Origin of the sequence: Mesorhizobium calcicola, from assembly GCF_042682105.1 — a bacterium.
GTDB lineage: Bacteria > Pseudomonadota > Alphaproteobacteria > Rhizobiales > Rhizobiaceae > Mesorhizobium > Mesorhizobium calcicola.
Genome location: NZ_JBHUGY010000035.1, coordinates 45,139 through 62,381 on the forward strand (window position 1 = coordinate 45,139; position 17,243 = coordinate 62,381).

11 protein-coding genes are annotated in these 17,243 nt (G+C 59.2%); 5 read left to right on the forward strand and 6 right to left on the reverse strand.

Annotated elements, in window-relative coordinates:
* Positions 1 to 8: 8 nt before the first annotated feature.
* On the reverse strand, positions 9 to 2,756 hold the full coding sequence (locus tag ACFSQT_RS23375) for a hypothetical protein (protein ID WP_379022576.1): 2,748 nt from the start codon (positions 2,754 to 2,756) through the stop codon (positions 9 to 11).
* Positions 2,757 to 2,897: 141 nt separating this feature from the next.
* Here ACFSQT_RS23375 and ACFSQT_RS23380 point away from each other — a divergent pair, with 141 nt between their 5' ends.
* On the forward strand, positions 2,898 to 3,689 hold the full coding sequence (locus ACFSQT_RS23380) for a sulfotransferase family protein (RefSeq protein WP_379022578.1): 792 nt from the start codon (positions 2,898 to 2,900) through the stop codon (positions 3,687 to 3,689).
* 15 nt (positions 3,690 to 3,704) lie between these two features.
* Here ACFSQT_RS23380 and gmd read toward each other — a convergent pair whose 3' ends face one another.
* Positions 3,705 to 4,745 carry a GDP-mannose 4,6-dehydratase gene (gmd, locus tag ACFSQT_RS23385; protein WP_379022580.1) on the reverse strand — a complete coding sequence of 347 codons (1,041 nt, stop codon included), beginning with the start codon at positions 4,743 to 4,745 and terminating at the stop codon, positions 3,705 to 3,707.
* 87 nt (positions 4,746 to 4,832) lie between these two features.
* Here gmd and ACFSQT_RS23390 point away from each other — a divergent pair, with 87 nt between their 5' ends.
* On the forward strand, positions 4,833 to 7,409 hold the full coding sequence (locus tag ACFSQT_RS23390; protein ID WP_379022582.1) for a glycosyltransferase: 2,577 nt from the start codon (positions 4,833 to 4,835) through the stop codon (positions 7,407 to 7,409).
* Positions 7,410 to 7,545: 136 nt separating this feature from the next.
* Here ACFSQT_RS23390 and ACFSQT_RS23395 read toward each other — a convergent pair whose 3' ends face one another.
* Positions 7,546 to 9,582, reverse strand: a complete 2,037-nt coding sequence (locus tag ACFSQT_RS23395) for an oxidoreductase (RefSeq protein ID WP_379022584.1) — start codon at positions 9,580 to 9,582, stop codon at positions 7,546 to 7,548.
* Between the two features lie 148 nt (positions 9,583 to 9,730).
* On the opposite strand from ACFSQT_RS23395, the gene ACFSQT_RS23400 reads away from it, so the two are divergent.
* From ACFSQT_RS23400 to ACFSQT_RS23410, 3 genes are read left to right on the forward strand one after another with little or no spacing between them, the layout of a single operon-like run.
* Positions 9,731 to 10,360, forward strand: coding sequence for a TetR/AcrR family transcriptional regulator (locus ACFSQT_RS23400; protein WP_379022586.1), 630 nt, complete (start codon positions 9,731 to 9,733; stop codon positions 10,358 to 10,360).
* A 15-nt stretch (positions 10,361 to 10,375) separates the two neighbouring features.
* Positions 10,376 to 11,170: a pyrroline-5-carboxylate reductase family protein gene (locus tag ACFSQT_RS23405; RefSeq protein WP_379022588.1), complete on the forward strand. Its 795-nt coding sequence runs from the start codon at positions 10,376 to 10,378 to the stop codon at positions 11,168 to 11,170.
* 48 nt (positions 11,171 to 11,218) lie between these two features.
* Entirely contained in the window at positions 11,219 to 13,204 is a 1,986-nt protein-coding gene (locus ACFSQT_RS23410) for an oxidoreductase (RefSeq protein WP_379022590.1), read from the forward strand.
* Here ACFSQT_RS23410 and ACFSQT_RS23415 read toward each other — a convergent pair.
* The 3 genes from ACFSQT_RS23415 to ACFSQT_RS23425 form a co-directional block, all read right to left on the reverse strand.
* Positions 13,199 to 13,894, reverse strand: coding sequence for a corrinoid protein (locus tag ACFSQT_RS23415; RefSeq protein ID WP_379022592.1), 696 nt, complete (start codon positions 13,892 to 13,894; stop codon positions 13,199 to 13,201). The two genes, ACFSQT_RS23410 and ACFSQT_RS23415, sit on opposite strands and share 6 nt — an antisense overlap.
* Positions 13,895 to 13,986: 92 nt before the next feature.
* On the reverse strand, positions 13,987 to 15,636 hold the full coding sequence (locus ACFSQT_RS23420; protein ID WP_379022594.1) for an ABC transporter substrate-binding protein: 1,650 nt from the start codon (positions 15,634 to 15,636) through the stop codon (positions 13,987 to 13,989).
* Positions 15,637 to 15,681: 45 nt separating this feature from the next.
* Positions 15,682 to 17,232, reverse strand: a complete 1,551-nt coding sequence (locus ACFSQT_RS23425) for a trimethylamine methyltransferase family protein (protein WP_379022596.1) — start codon at positions 17,230 to 17,232, stop codon at positions 15,682 to 15,684.
* Positions 17,233 to 17,243 lie beyond the last annotated feature (11 nt).

Below are 17,243 nucleotides of genomic sequence, written 5' to 3' on the forward strand. Positions count from 1 at the left end.
GATTTGCGTCACTTCTCACCACATTTTTGGTCCGGGCCGCCGGAACCACAAGGAAGCTTTGATAGCATACGTTCGTTCTCGAAATAGAGCCGCAACCAGAGCGCATATCCGAAATCTTGCGACCAATAGAATCGTTTCACCGTTGCGGTGAGGTCATTGTGATACAGAAGCGGAGGCGTATCGCTCATCAAGGAAAAGTCATGCGCGGCAATATCGGTGAGCAGTTCGGTCGTACGCTGATAGGCAGCATATGAACCAGCCTGGCTTTCCACCTGCCGGAGCTGGTCGGCGACGCGCAGCCAGATCTCCTGTCCGGGAATTTCAGTGCGCAATCGCGCCTGTGGGAACCGCGGCGAGCAGCCGGCCTTTTCCAGGTCTGCCAACCGCAGAGTGATCATGAGCGGCGCACCGGCGTAGTAGACCCAGATATCGTCGTCGCCCGCTTTTTTCGAGAGCGCTTCGCACAGCGAACGCGCGGCCGCTTTGTCCGCCTGTTCGAGAAACAGCAATAGATGCATCTGGATCCCAACATCCGCCGGATTGGGGTCGCGTCCGGGATCGAGGCATTGGTATTTGTCCCGTGGTGCGAGCCAGGTCTGGTAGAGTCCGTCAGGCCGCCTGAACTGCGTTATGGTGGCAAGCGCGGGTTGCAGCAGTTCCTTCTTTTCGCTGGGCGCGACCCGCCAAGCCAGGGCGGTGTCATCCGAATCGGGCGTGATGGCGCAGCCAAGCGTGCCGATCGTCGGCGCATCTGGCCGGCCGTGATATCGAACAAGGCCGCTCGGCTCGATCTGGGCAGCCAGGAACTGTCGTGCCTTTGCAAGCATGTCGCTCGCTCCGGCGGCTTCGGCGACAGGGCTCACGACATCAAGCATGATGGCGTTGAGATAGGTGTTCAGTTCCTGGCGCGGCTGCTCGAACCGCGTTGCGCTCGTATAGGAGGTCAGCCAATAGCCGGCGGCCTGCTGATGGCTTGCGAGCATCTGCCGGGCACGCCGCGCCGCGCTTGGCAGATCCGTGACGTGCTCAAGTGCCTCATTGTCCGGCGCCAGGGAGAAAGAGATCTGCTTCAGCAGACGCGGTTCGCCACCCTCCGTGGCGCGCACCAACACCGCCAACAGATGCTCTCCCGGAGTTAACTGGCCGATCGGGATGGCGACGCGCCAACCGGCCGGGCTCGCCTGGCCCAGCGCCTTCTCCACGTCGGCCCTGGCAAAGAGTTCCCGCGTTGCAGCGCCCCATTGGCCATCGACCAGCACGGCGACGTCGCTTGGAGAGTGGTTGTTGGTGAGCGCCCATCCGAGAATCTCGATCTGCCTGCCTGCTTCGTCGCCAGCGCCTTGAGCGATGGGAAGAACATTGACCGCATCGATGTTGCCACGCAGATCGACGATCAGGTCGGCCTGGACATGTGGGTGACTGAGTTCGGCGATGAAGGCTGCGTTTTGTATGTCCCAGGCAGGTCGCATTCTGCCTGGGCCATGGGTGGAGACGATGGCAATGTCGGCAGCGCCGGTGTACCAGAAAGCACCGATCGCCTGTATCGAGATCGCCAGGAGCGATGCGAATCCGAATGCCACGCGTCCGTTCCGGGACAGGGTCTTCACGACAGGTGGAAGCATCCACATCAGCATGGGCAGCATGTCGGTGAGCCATCGAGGCCCCCAGGAGATGCCCTGCCTCCAATCGATCATGGCGTAGAACGCCACTTGCACGATCATGGCGCAGCCAACGGCCACTGTAAGGCCTCGCTCCGAGCGCTCAGCCGCGACGCGACGACAAAAAATGGGGACGAACAGCAGGAACGGGGAGAAGACGAAGAGCCCTCGGGTCGGACTGACAAGAAGGCCTGCGATGCCGCCCACTATATCGTGGTTGAAATCGCCGGGCCGAACATGCAGCGCATAAGCCCCCGCGACATTGCCGACGATCATGAGATTATAGGCCAGGGTCAGAGCGACGGGGAGCATGCCCGACAAAACGAGCAATGGTCTCATGCGGCCAGACCACCACAAGCCATAAATACCCAGACCTGCCGCCAATATGGCATCGGGCTGGCGGTTGGCCGCGATAAGCCCGCAAAGCAGTCCTGCAAGGACGACCCGCAATGCCGTGCTTGGTCCGGTGAGCAAAAGCATTGTGGCCACGATCAGCAACTGGGCAAGCCCATGCATCCAAAGCGCCTGGCTGCTGATGACCCATGTGGTCGTGCCAAATGCGTAAAGCAGGCTCAGAATGGCGGCCAACCCTTCATCTGTCCGCCGCCGCAGGAGCAGATAGAGCAAGCCGACGGACACCGCCGCCAGCGAAGAAGCGCAAAGCTTTTCCATGATCCGGGCGACTTTGTCGAACAGCAGCGGATCGGAACCATGGTGGTTCAGATAAATGACTGCCGGCAGATAGAACGGGGAAAGGATGACGGGAACGGCAATGGGAAATTTTGATACATATCGGTCTCCCCCAACCTTCAGGATCCAATGAGCAGTGCCATCGTTCTCTGGCGTTGCCGGAGGCTTTCGTCCTTGAGCCACCGTGGTTAGAATTGGATTCAGGGTCAGGCTGTGATTCTGCCAGATTGAAAAGGGCAGGTAGCGCGCCGCATAGCTGTCCGCTGCGGTGATCGAACGCAGATTCGCGTTGTAGACCAGGAAAGAGAGGAGCCCAAGCAGCAAAGCCATCGCGACATCGCGAGCGCGAATGCGCCGGAAAGCCGGCTCCGATACCGCCGGGACGTGGGCCGTGATTGCGGCGGTCACCAATGATTTTCCCCATTCAGACTTTCTATCGAAGCTCATAGTGGCGCGCGCGGCGCTCGACAATGATCGCCTTGGCGCGTCAACAGGAACATTAGGAATGTTGAAGCCACGCCTGGTCGCCGGCTTTCCCGGGAGGCAAAATTGCCAGCACTGAAGACGCCCACATCGAGGCGGGCAAATCTGATCGGTATCGGTGCGCCGCGGACTGCCACGAGCAGCCTGGCAAGGATGCTGAGCGCTACGCGAGAAGTCTTTGTCCCCGAAGAGAAGGAAGTTAATGGCTTCGGCATCGATGATGACGTCACCGAGGCCCGGTACGATACGCACTTCGCGGAGGCGGCGGTCGACCACCGCTATCTCGCCGACATCTCGCCCGTCTATCTCTCAAGCGCGCCGGTGGCGGAGCGCATAAGATCTTACAATCCGGAAGCAAAAATCATAGCGACTCTGAGAGAGCCGGTCAGCCGTGTGATTTCACAGTACCGGCACATGAAGGGAAAGATCGACGCATCGCTGGGGCCGGAGCTGAGTCTGGACATAAATTCGTATATCAGGAATGGCTTGATTGGGATCGCCAGTCATAGAGCGCAGGATAATTCATGGTATTCTGCATCCATGAACATTGAACATTCGTTCTACGGCAGGCATTTGCGCCGTTATTATCGGTCCTTTCCCCGCAACCAAATACTGGTCTTGATCTATGAAGACCTGATCCGCCCGCACCCTTTCCGCGAGAAGGGGGCATGGGAGCAGCAATTACAGCGATTTCTAGGCGTCAAAGTGAGCCAGGAGTACTGGGACAATCGCGCGGAAGGCTTCGAAACAGAAATAGCCGATGACGTAGCGGGCGATTTGAAAAGGCTGTTCGCGGCTGAGGTTTCCACAGCCAGCGACCTGGCCGGTCGCGATCTGGTCGAGCTGTGGGGGTACTAGACGTCAGCCAGTCTGCTAAAACCCGGAAACATGGTTCGAAGAGACCCGCTGCATATCGGCCTCGACCATCTCGGCGACCAGCTCCTCCAGTCGGACCGTCGGGCTCCAGTCTAGTGCCTCTTTCGCAAGAGAAGGGTCTCCGACAAGGAGGTCGACCTCCGATGGTCTGTAGAAAGCTGGATCAACAGATACGACGACTTTGCCGGTAGCCCGTTCGGTGGCCAGCTCGTTGTGCCCTGTTCCTTGCCAATCCAAGGCGATGCCGCAGGCACTCGCCGCCATTTCGATGAAATCACGAACGGTATGTGTTCTGCCGGTCGCCACAACGAAATCCGTCACCGACGCCGTTTGCAGCATCCTCCACATGGCGTCGACGTAGTCCCTGGCGTGGCCCCAATCTCTTTTCGCCTCCAGATTTCCGACCCGCAGAGGTCCTTCGCCCCGCAACGCGTATTTGGCCATGCCAAGCGTCACTTTTCGAGGCAGAAACTCTATACCCCTTAGAGGTGACTCGTGATTGAAGAGGATGCCGCTGCAGCAATGCAATCCGTATGCTTCTCGGTAGTTTACAACTGTCCAATGCGCGAACAGTTTGGCGACCCCGTAGGGACTGCGTGGGTAGAAAGGGGTTTCCTCAGTCTGCGGAACCTGCTGCACTTTTCCGAACATTTCGGACGTTGAAGCCTGATAGAATTTAGCCGTGGGGACGACGGTCCTGACGCCTTCGAGCAATCTCAATGCACCGACTGCGGTGACCTGGGTCGTGTAGATGGGCTGGGTAAAAGAATCGCCCACAAAACTTTGAGCCGCGAGATTGTATATCTCGTCTGGTTTGATTTTCTCGAGCACCCCACGCACGTTTGAGTCTTCGGTCAGTTCCATCGACGCGAATTCGATATCGTCCAGAATTTGCAGATCTCGCAGGCGCCATGTGCCGATGCCCGACGTACGGCGCATGGAGCCGACCACACGGTATCCCTTCTCAAGCAGCAGCTTCGATAGATAGGCTCCATCCTGTCCGGTGATGCCCGTTATCAATGCAGTCTTATTTGCCACGGCCCGTTCCCTTGCGATTGTGGATTCCCCTTATCGTGCGCTATGGCAACGTTTTGGGGCGAAGGCAAAGGAAGATTCGGGCTAAGCATGAGGAATGCGTTTTTTACGATTTCGTCCTGGAACTATCTCCACTATTCCCGGGCGCTTGCGTCTTCGTTTGCTCGTCACCATCCGGACTTTTCATGCATACTTGCCATCGCTGACACACGTCGGGAGAACCTGGAAAGCGACGCCTTTCCTGAGTTCGACGCTCATATTTTCTTCGACGATCTCGATCTGCCCGATCGCCGCGCCTTCAGTTTTCGCTACGACGTCATGGAACTGAATACGGCGATCAAGCCGACAGTATTTCGGCGACTTTTCGCCGAAGGTTTTGATCGCGTCATTTATCTTGATCCGGACATCCTTGCCTATCGTCGTTTTGACGAGATCTTGCAGGCGTTCGATGAAGGCGCGACCTCCGTCCTGACGCCGCATGCGCTGGCTCCCAACCTGCATTCCGAAAGCCCAAACGACCTGACCTTTATGCGATCCGGGATCTACAATCTGGGATTTCTGGCCCTGGCCAAGACTGACGAGACGTCGGCTTTGCTGGAATGGTGGGAGACGCGCCTGCGAAACGAGTGCGTCGCCAATCGCCTGAGCGACGGGATTTTCGTTGACCAGAAGTTCATGGATCTGTGGCCCGCTTATTGCTCGGGCACGCACATCTTGCGCGATCCAGCCTACAACGTGGCGTACTGGAACCTGGATACCCGCACGATCAAAAAGACGAGTGAGAGATACGAGGTCAACGGCTCTCCACTCGCCTTCTTTCACTTTAGCGGGATCACTCCCGGCGACCGGAGCGTCCTGTCAAAGCACCAGCAGCGGTGGAAGCCAACGTCTACCGAGGCGTTGGCAAGCCTCACGGCCGACTATCATGACCAATTGGAAGTTTTCGGAGCGAGCAGGTTTTCTACAGTGCCCTATGGCTTCGGGACGTTTTCTGACGGCACCGATATTCCGAACCTTGCGCGAATTCTCTATCGCGAGAAGCTCGAGCCTTTCCAGGGCGATCCCTTCACCCTGATGCCCGATAATCTCGACCGTCAGGCTGACATTGATCCGAATCCTGGTGGTGTGGTCACGCAGCTTGCGCACGCGCTCTGGACGGCGAGGCGCGATCTGCAATCTTACTTCCCTCTCCAGGAGGGGGGGGCACAGATAAACTACGCCGACTGGTATATGTCCGGTGGCGCAATTTCGGCCGGGATTCCTTCCAGGTTCACGCAAACGGTCGCCAAAAGAATGAGCCAACTTGACCCTTCGAGGACCAGCCCGAATGGAATGGCGGACGTTTCCGCTAAAGAAGCCTCGATGATTGCAACTCGTGTCGCGCGCCGTGCCTATCGAACTCTCCTAAAGGCTCAGCCTCATATCCGCTGGCTCTATAGAATGGTGCCACCGGCCAGGCGAAAGCAATTTCTCGATGCGATGTTCAGGCGTGCATGGCCCGCGAATTTCGATGCAACAACCCAGGCTTCGCTTGCGCCTGGGCTATCCCTCATCGGTTACCCTTTTTCAGAGACGGGCGTCGGCGAAGCCATGCGCTCGCTGGCCCGATCGATTGAGAGTGTGGGCATCAATTACGATGTCACGAATTTTGACGAGCAGGTTCTTTCGTCGCACAGGGACAGAGCCCTGACGCACCGCATCGCTGCCCGACCGTCCAAAATGGTGAACGTTTTCTGCGTGAACGCCGACATGCTGGGGTCCACCATTCATGGAGTCGGCACCGGTGTTCTGCGGAACAGATACAACATCGTCCGGCCTTTCTGGGAACTGCCTCTGATCCACCCGCAATGGCTGGATAGCTTGCAGCACGTGGACGAGATTTGGGCGCCGACGGCTTTCGTCCGCGACGCCTTCACAGCCGGTACCGATCGCCCCGTCGTGCACATTCCAGTGGCTATATCCATTCCGCCCGATGTCGAGGCGGACCGGGAGCGCTTCCAGATTCCAGAAAATTCTACCGCATTTTTGTTTGCATTCGATTTTTCGTCCTACCCGGACCGAAAGAACCCGGATGCCGTTTTACAGGCCTATCTTCGCGCGTTCGGACAAGACCGCAATCGACCTGTTTCCTTGATTATCAAGACAATGGGCAATAGCCCGCACAAACGAGCAATTCTGAATTCAATTCGTGGCCTTGCGCAGACCGACAAGCGGGTTGTCTTGATTGACGAGGTTCTCACTCGAACCGAAACCTATTGCCTGACGAAATCGTGCGATGTCTTCGTCTCGTTGCATCGCTCGGAAGGCTTCGGATTGGGAATTGCCGAAGCCATGGCCATGGGCAAAGCGGTCATTGCAACGGACTTTTCGGGAAGCAAGGACTTTGTCGGCGCGCAAACTGGTTTTCCTGTTCCCTACCGATTGATCAGTGTGGAGCCCGATCAATACCCCTATTACATCGAAGCGCAGAAATGGGCCGATCCAGACATAGATGAAGCTGCTCGGATCATGGCGCAACTAGCGGATAATAGTGAGACCGTCACCGCGGTCGGCGAGCGGGCTCGGACTTACATGGCTGCAGTGCACGGCCCCGAGGCGGTCGGCAAAGTGATCGCAAATCGCCTTCAAGACATCCAAGGATACAGGAATTCCATTTTGAAATACTGAACAGCCGTGGCGATGGCCAGGCGCAATAGCTATTGTTCCGTATGGTTCCGCCACACTCATGGATGCCTGACGCTGTCAGGATGGCAAGGAGCCATCAAAGTGACGCCGAGCCAACGCTGTCGTCAGCTCCAGGCAATCAGATATCTTTCGCCAAGCGAAGTGCGTCGTAGATCGCCGCGTGGGTGTTGCGAGCCGAAACAGAATCTCCTATGCGGAACAGCTGGAATTGGCCCTGCGGATTCCGCATCACCGATTGCGCTTGTCCGGCGATGAGCTCGTCATGCGAAACCTCGCCGTGATTGGTCGATTTCGGTTTCAGTTCGAAATAGATGTCGTCAAGCGGAATGGTGCCGTGATTGACGACAACCTGGTCCACGACGCGTTGTTTGGAGACGCCGCCGTAGTCGCTGCCGACATGTGCGACGAGCTGGTTGCCGTTCCTTTCAACAGACTCGAGCCGATAGGTGACCGTGAAGGTCACATCGAGTTTTTGAAGCGACCTCATGTATGGCACAAGGTTCATAGCCATGACCTCGGGTGAGAAGGACCGGTCCGGTGTCATGATTTCAACCTTCGCTCCGGCGCCCGCGAGGAATTCCGCGGCCTGGAGTGCCGCGTGATCACCCGCGTCGTCGAAGATGAGGACATTGGTTCCCGGCTTCACGTCCCCGGAGATGATGTCCCATGAAGACACCACGAACTCATTGCCCTTGGAAAGAACGTCGGTATGCGCCACTCCTCCCGTGGCGATGATGACGACGTCCGGATTTTCAGCCTCGATGGTTTCGGCTTCCGCCCAGGTATTGAACCGGATGGCCACTCCGTATTTTTCGCACTGAGCCATGCGCCAATCGATGATGCTCATCATCTCCTTGCGGCGCGGGCTCTGCGCCGTCAGGCGGATCTGCCCTCCCGGACCGCTGGCGGCCTCGAAGACGACAACCTCATGTCCCCGCTCGCCGGCGACGCGGGCGGCCTCGAGGCCAGCCGGACCTGCACCGACCACGACAATCTTCTTGCGGGTCTCGGCCTTGGCGACAACGTGCGGCATAGTCAGTTCGCGACCGGTCGCCGCGTTGTGAATGCAGTACGCCGCACCGCCCTGATAGATGCGGTCAAGGCAATAGTTAGCGCCCACGCAGGGCCTGATTTCGTCTTCGCGTTTTTCGATGATCTTCCGCACGATATGCGGGTCGGTCATGTGAGCGCGCGTCATGCCGATCATGTCGACCTTACCCGACGCGATCGCGTGGCGCGCAGTCGCCACGTCCGGTATTTTCGCCGCATGGAAGGTTGGGAAGTTGGTCGCGGCGCGGATCTCGCCGGCAAAATCAAGGTGCGGTGCGTTCGCCATTCCCTGAATCGGAATGACGTCCGTCAGGCCCGCATCGGTATCGATGTGGCCGCGGATCACGTTGAGGTAGTCGACAAGTCCGCTTTCCTTGAGACGTCTGGAGATTTCGAGGCCCTCCGACTTGCCAGTGCCGCCGGGGAGACATTCATCGGCGGTATATCGGACGCCCAGGATGAAGTCCTCGCCCACCCGGGACCGGATCGCCTTCAAGACATCCATGCAGAAGCGCATGCGGTTATCGAGAGAACCGCCATAAGGACCGTCGAGTTCGTTGGTGAGAGGAGACGTGAACTGTTCGAGCAGGTGGCCGTAGGCCTCGAGCTCGACGCCATCCATTCCGCCTGCCTTCATCCGCTCGGCGGCGTCTGCGAAGTCCTTGATGATGCGCTCGATATCCCAGTCTTCGATTTTCTTGGGAAACGCGCGGTGTGAGGCTTCACGGTGATGGGAGGGAGCCACAACGGGAAGCCAATCGCCTTTGTCCCAGCGTGTACGCCGTCCAAGATGGGTCAGCTGGATCATGATGGCGGCGCCCTCTTCGTGCACCGCATCGGTCATCTGCCTGATCCACGGCACGATCTCGTCCTTGTAGGCGAGCAGGTTATTGAAAACCGGAGGACTGTCCTTCGAGACCGCCGCAGACCCGGCTGTCATCGTCATCGCCACACCGCCCCTCGCCCGCTCTACCGTGTAAGCGAGATAGCGCTGCTTCGGCATTCCGTCCTCCGGATACGCCGGCTCGTGGGACGTCACGATGATGCGATTGCGCAGTGTCAAATGCTTGAGTTTGTACGGCTGCAGAAGGGGATCGTTCGACATCTGACGGACTCCGGGACGGGGCGGTATGTGCGGAGGCTATTCGAAAATGTACATATGTGTCAAATTTGAGTGCATCCAAGTCGGCTAACTCGACATAGATGTACATTTTGCTGGTTTTCGCTTCGACATTTTGTTAGGGATGTTGCTGATGGAGCAAATCTCGAACGACAGCGGATGGCGCGGATCGCCGGAGGGGTGGCTTGAAGCCGCCTACGATTTGCTTCTCGAATCCGGCGTCGACACGGTGAGAATTTCGCCATTGGCCAAGAAGCTGGGCCTGTCGCGCACCAGCTTCTATTGGTTCTTCAAGGACAGAGAAGAACTGTTGGTTGCCCTATTGACCCGATGGCGGGACAAGAACACCGGCAACCTCGTCAAGCAGGCCGAGGCATATGCCGAGACGGTCGCCGAAGCGATGCTGAATGTTTTCGACTGCTGGCTCGACAAGTCCCTCTTCGATTCCCAGTTCGAATTCGCAGTCAGAAGCTGGGCGCTGCAGTCTCCCGACATTCTGGCCGAGGTCCAGAAAGCCGATCAGACGCGACTCGACGCCATGAGCCAAATGTTCGTCCGCTTCGGTTACGAAGAAAGCTCAGCCGACGTTCGCGCGCGCACCATCTACCTGGTGCAGATCGGCTACATCTCGATGCAGACCAAGGAAGATCTCGCGGTCCGCATGAAGCGCATTCCCGGCTACGTGGAGATTTTTACAGGTGAGGCTCCACAGAACCGCGAGCTTGACCGGTTCTTCGCCAGACATGGCTATTCGGCGGATTGAGGAAAAGTTTCGACAATGGGCGAACCCATGAGGATCGGAATAATCGGCGGTGGTGGCTGGCTCGGACGCGCCATCGCCGAAGCAGTCATCGATGCGCAGATAGTGTCCGCTGAGCACCTCTCGCTCTCTTATAGAAGCGGGCAACCCGGCTTTCTGCCAAGCGCTCGATGGACCAGCGACAATCAGAAACTGGCGGATCGATCTGACGTCATCATCGTATCGGTCCGACCCCAGGATTGGCCGGCCATCGACATTTCCGCGCATGGCAAGCTCGTCCTGTCGGTCATGGCTGGAATCCCTCTCGACCAATTGGCGGGTCGTCTCAAGACCGACCGTGTCGTCCGCACACTTCCGAACGCAGCGGCGGAGGTGCGGACCTCCTATACGCCCTGGATAGGCTCTCAGGGGATCACCGCCGATGACCGCAATGCCGTTCGCCGAATTCTGGAGGCCTGTGGCGCCGCCGATGAGGTCAAAAGCGAAGCGGATATCGACTATCTCACCGGCCTCACCGGATCCGGCCCGGCGTTTCCGGCGCTTTTGGCGGCGGCGATGATGGACGATGCCGTCAGCCGGGGGATAAGCCCGGACATTGCCCGAAGGAGCGTCAGCGCGGTGCTGATTGGAACGGGAAAACTCCTCGAGGCCCGCAAAGACAATCCCAAAGACATTGTCCAGACTTTCCTCGACTACCGCGGCACCACCGCGGCAGCAATCGAGGCTATGCGCGCGGCTGGGTTTGAAGCCGCCGTGCGCGACGGCCTGGCCGCAGCGCTTCAGAAATCCGTGAGTATGGGACAAGCCTCCTAACTGCCGCACCAGGCGGGTTGCCGCCCTCCGACCCGCTGTGAGATACCTATGTCAAAACTCTTTCCGCATCTGTTTTCACCTGCAAAACTGGGCAGTCGCACCCTGCGAAACCGGATCGTGTTCGGGGCTCATACCGCCAACATGGCCGAAAACGGGGTGCCGACCGAGCGCCACGTTGCCTACTATGCCGAACGAGCGATCGGCGGGGCCGGCATGATTGTTGTCGAACCCATGCCGGTCCATCAGGCCGCCGTACTGACACGCGGCAATTTTCGACCTGGCGACGATAGCGTCATTCCCCATTTCCAGCGGGTCACGCGCGCGATCAAGGACCACGGAGCGATCGCCATCCAGCAGCTCTATCACGTCGGTGCGCATGGCGATTCCGACAACTCGTTTCATGCGCATTGGTCGCCCTCGGGCCTTCCAAGCTATCACGACAGCGACGGCTCCCATGCCATGTCGCAGGATGAGATTTGGCAGACCATCGACGGCTTCGTTCAGGCCGCGCGCCGCTGCCAGGAAGCCGGTTTCGATGGTGTCGAAGTCTGGGCTGCCTATCTCGGACTGATCGATCAGTTCTGGACACCATGGACAAACCAACGCGACGACCAATGGGGAGGCTCGCTCGAAAACCGCACGCGGATATCGCGCGAAATCCTGAGCCGCATCCGCGAAACATGCGGCCGAGATTTTATCGTTGGATTGTCGATTAGCGATGAGCCGGATTACGCCGTCGCGCTCAGTCGCCAGGAACTGGCGGAGATCATTCGGCTGCATGATGAGCAGGGTTTGATCGATTACGTGACCTGCGGCACCGGCAGCTACCTCGATTTCTACAAGATAATGCCGACCTTCCTCTACCCGGAGAAGCTTGGCGCCGATCTCGCGGCAACCCTCAAAAGCGTGGTCAAGACGGCCCTTGTGGTGGCCGAGAGCCATATCAGGACGCCAGAGAACGCCGAAACGGTGCTCGGCGAAAAAGCTGCCGACCTTGTCTCGATCGTGCGGGGCCAGATCGCCGACCCGCATCTGGCAAGCAAGGCCGCGGCAGACCGGCCGGACGATGTGCGCGGATGCATATCCTGCAATCAGATGTGCTGGGGCCGTCGTTCGCGCGACTACTGGATCAGCTGTCTTATCAATCCCTCGGCAGGGCGCGAGTTCGAATGGGGTGGTGACCGGTTCACGTCCGCCGCCATCAAAAAGCGGGTGCTTGTCGTCGGCGGCGGCCCCGCCGGCCTGGAGGCGGCACGCGTTGCCGCCGAACGGGGTCACGACGTGGTGCTGGCCGAAGCTTCCAGCAGGCTGGGCGGGAACTTTCTGCTCGCCGGGCTGCAGCCGCGCCGAGGGCAGATCCTCGACCTTATTGGGTGGTATGAGCGGCAACTCAACAAGCTGAACGTCGACGTCCGGCTGAACACCTATGTCGAAGCGTCGGAAATTCCCTCGTTCCAGGCTGATACCGTTATCCTGGCCACGGGGTCGGTGTCTCCCGAAACCGGATTTCAGAAAGCGCTACCGGCAATGCCAAGCCTGCCAGGCATCGAAAAGGGAAATGTTTTCTCGATCGAATCCGTCATGGCCCGCCATGCGCGACCAGGCAAGCGCGTGCTTTTGCTCGACGAGGGCGGAGGCTGGCGCGGTGGTGGCACAGCCTGGAAACTTGCCGAGGATGGCCATCAAGTGACCATTCTCACGCCCGATCCGCTGGTCGGCAAGGAGCTACAGCGGACGGCTGCCGATTTCCCGCTGCGCCGGACATTGCGCCTGCTTGGCGTCAAATGGGTCGTTGATGTCAGCGTCCTGGAGTGGCACGGGGACGGGGTGACCCTCGTCGACCACAACACTCGTGAAGAAAGCTTCTTGCCAGGCGATAGCCTTGTTCTTGCAACCACCAACATGGCGGCCAATTGGCTGGCGAAAGAGTTGGAACCTACGTCCCAGACATTCCTGGAGATCGGGGACGGTGTCGCTCCCCGCCAGGCGCCCTACGCATTCCACGAAGGACGCAAGATTGCCTTGCGGCTATGACGCGCGGACGTTGTGCTTGCGCTTCATGAAGTCCTTGGCGGTCTCGACCGCCACGGCCGCGTCGCGGCAATAGGCATCGGCGCCGACGGCCTTGCCGAATTCCTCGTTGAGCGGCGCGCCGCCAACCAGCACGACATAGTCGTCGCGAATGCCCTTTTCCTTCATCGTGTCGATGACGACCTTCATGTAGGGCATGGTCGTGGTCAGCAGCGCCGACATGCCGATGATGTCGGGCTGGTGCTCTTCAATCGCTGCCATATATTTCTCGACCGCATTGTTGATGCCGAGGTCGATGACGTCGAAACCCGCACCCTCCATCATCATGCCGACGAGGTTCTTGCCGATGTCGTGGATGTCGCCCTTGACGGTGCCGATCACCAACTTGCCCTGCTTCGGTGCGCCGGTGGCGGCAAGCAACGGCCGCAGGATGAACATGCCGGCCTTCATCGCGTTGGCGGACAAAAGCACTTCGGGAACGAACAGGATGCCGTCGCGAAAGTCCTCGCCGACGATGCGCATGCCTTCGACCAGTGCCTCGGTAAGCACATTGTAAGGCACCCAGCCGCGCTCGAGCAGGATGTTGGTGCCTTCCTCGATCTCCTCCTTCAACCCGTCATAGAGGTCGTCGTGCATCTGCTGCACCAACTCGTCGTCGGAAAGCTCGGAAAGGATGATCTCGTCGTCGGCCATGTTTGACGCGCTCGCTGTTTTCAAAAGTGTGTTTGCTTGCGCCGGCACCTGTCCCGCCACAGGTGCCGGCAGATCTAGCCTTGGGAGCTAAATCAGGCGTCCAGCCAGACGTTCTGGAAGTCCATTTCGTAGGTCTGGTGCATTCCGTAATTCTTCACCTTCTTGCTCATATGGCAGTAGAGCTTCTGCCAGAACGGCTGGATGATGACGCCGGAATCCTGCAGGATCTGCTCGACGTCCTTCATCACCTCCTTGCGCTTGGCAGGATCGGCCAGCGAGAGCGCCTGCTTCAGCTTGGCGTCGAAATCCGGGTTGGCATAGGCCGTTTCGTTCCAGGCCTCGCCCGAGCGATAGCCAAGCGCCAGCACCTGGACGCCGAGCGGGCGCATGTACCAGATGGTCATCGAGTATGGATACTTCGTCCAGTCGTTCCAGAAGGTCGAGCCAGGCAGCACCGTGCGTTTCACCTTGATGCCGGCGTCGCGCAGCTGGCCGGCGATCGCATCGCCGGTGTTCTTCTGCCATTCGTCCTCGACGGTGATCAGCTCATGCTCGAAGTCGGCCTGCCCGGCATCCGCCATCAGCTTCTTGGCGGCGGCGGCATCGCGTGTCTTCTTGGGCAGCGGAAAGTATTCGGGATGGATCGGGGCGACGTGGTGGTTCTCGCCAACCGTGCCGAGCCCGGCGTAGCCGAGCTGCATGACGGCATTGTTGTCGACGGCCATCTGCAGCGCATTGCGCACCCGCTGGTCGTCATAGGGCTTGTGGGTGATGTTGGTGCGGGCAACGAGCGTGGTCGCCGTCGCGACCTCCGATTTCACCAGATCCATCTTGTCGAGGGCGTCGATGAAGTCGGCCGGCGTTTCGAAATCGAGATCGATCTCGCCGGACTCGAAGGCATTCAGTGTGGCGTTGAAGTCAGTGCCGTAGTCGATGAACTCGACACCGTCGAGCGGCGTTTCACCACCCCACCACTTGCCGTTCTCGCGACGCTTGACGACCGCCTTCGTACCCACTGCGTAGGACACCAGTTCGAAAGGTCCGGTACCGATCGGCTTCTTGATCGGGTCGGCGCCATCCTTGTCGAAGTCGCGATGCACGACCAGCGCCGGATAGTCGGTGAAGCCCGGTATGATCGCGATATCGGGTTCGTTGAGCTTCAGCTTGACCGTGAGGTCATCGACCTTGGTGATAGCGCCATCCTTGGCCTTGCCGGTCGTTGTGTCGATCAGCGCGCCGACGCGTGCCGCCATGGAATTGCCGGAAGCACCCTTCTCGCACCAGCGGTTCAGATTGGAGACCACGTCATCGGCGTTGAAGGCATCGCCATTGTTCCAGGTGACGCCTTTGCGCAGGTGCAGTGTGTATTCGGTGGCGTCGTCATTGACGTCCCAGCTTTCGAGCAGCACCGGCTCGAACGTGAACTCGTGCGTATAGCGGACGAGCGGCTCCAGCCAGCAACGGGTGACGTTCGCCATCTCCGTCCAGTCATAGGTGCGCGGATCCTTCTGTGCCTTGACCGACATCGCGACACGCAGCGTTCCGCCCTTTTTCGGTTCATCGGCCAGGGCTTTGGTCGGCGCGGCAAGGCCGATCATGCCGTAGGCGAAAGCCGTCGATGCGCCGAAGGCGCTGGCCAGCGCCAGGAATTCGCGCCGGTCCATCTTGCCTGCACGCGTCTCTTTCGCCATTGCCTCGATGGCGCCTGGCACACGGTCGCCATTGCTTCTGAACAGTGTCATTTTTTTTCTCCCTTTTTTGTTCCCGTTAGTTGTTCGTCCGTCGCGTCAACTGACGCTGTTTGGCAGCGCCTCCTCGCGGCGCGCGATGAAATCCTTCAAGCCTTCGGCGATGCCCTCGTCGAGCTTCGGTTCCTCATAATCCGCGAGCATGTTGCGCGCCTTCTCGCGACCGCGCGTGTCGTGGTCTTTTGCGCCTTCAGCCTTCCACTGTTCGTACGAATTGAAGTCCATGATGCTGGGTATGAAGAAGGCGGACTCGAAATGTTCGAGCGTGTGTTTGGTGCCGAGGAAATGGCCCTGCGGTCCCACCTCGCGGACTGCCGCCATCGCCTCCTTGAAATCGTCGAACGGCAGCCCTCCCGCATATTTGTACCAGCCAACGAGCTGTTCGCAGTCGGTCGCGAATTTTGAATAGCCGCAGCTCAAGCCGGCCTCGAGCCATCCGGCGGAATGCCAGATGTAGTTGGCGCCGGCAAGGATGGCGGCATGCATCAGCATGTTCGCCTCGTAGCCCGCCTGGGCGTCGTTCAGCTTCGACCCGACATGGAAACCCGAGGTGCGCCACGGCAGCCGGTATTTCCGCGCCAGTGCGCCCATCAGATACATCATCTGGGCCGCCTCCGGCGTGCCGCCCATTGGCGCGCCGGTCTTCATGTCGACCGTAACCATGAACTGGCCGTAGAGCTGCGGCGAACCTGGGCGCAGCAGCTGTGTGAACGCGACGCCGGCGAGTGCTTCCGCATTAACCTGCGCAACAGCGCCGACGGCCGAGGCCGAGGTCGAGGCGCCGCACAGCGCGAAGGGCGCGAGGATCAGCGGCTGATTGTGGCGCGCATAGACCTTCATGGCGTCCAGCATGGTGGCATCCCAGACCAGCGGCGAATTGCAGTTGGTGATCGAAACCAGCACCGGGTTGTCGCGGACATAGTCCTCGCCAAACACGATACCTGCCATAGCCATCGTGTCTTCGGCCCGTTCCTTGGATGTCACGATGCCCATGAACGGCTTGTCGGAATGCTTCAGCGCCGAATGGATGATGTGGAGGTGGCGCTTTGGCACCGCAATTTCCATCGGCTCGCAGATGACCGAGCTCGACGAGTGCAGCGCCGGCGCCATGTAGGCGAGCTTGTGGAAATTGTTGAGGTCGGCAAGCGTGCCATAGCGCCTGTTGTTGTCGAGGTCGCGAACATAAGGTGCGCCATACATCGGCACAAAGATGGAATTCTTTCCGCCGACGCGGACGGTGCGCTCGGGGTTGCGGGCATTGAGGGTGAATTCCGGCGGCACCTTGGAGACAAGTTCCATCAAGAGCGCCCGGTCGATACGGACGCGTGTCTCGGAAACATCGGCTCCCGCCGCCTTCCACAGCGCAATGGCCTCGTCATCGCGGAATTCGCATCCCACCTCTTCGAGGATCAAGAGCGATTCCTCGTGGATCAATTCCACCGCCTCATCCGGGACCATCTCGTACACGGGAATCTTGCGGACCAGGGTCGGAAAAGACGCCATGGGAATTCCCCGCAACGCCTTGCGCCCCAGGCGGCCGCCGCCTCGTCGGTTGGCGTGTTCGGTCACTTCGACGGCCGGTGCGTTCATGGCAACTCTAT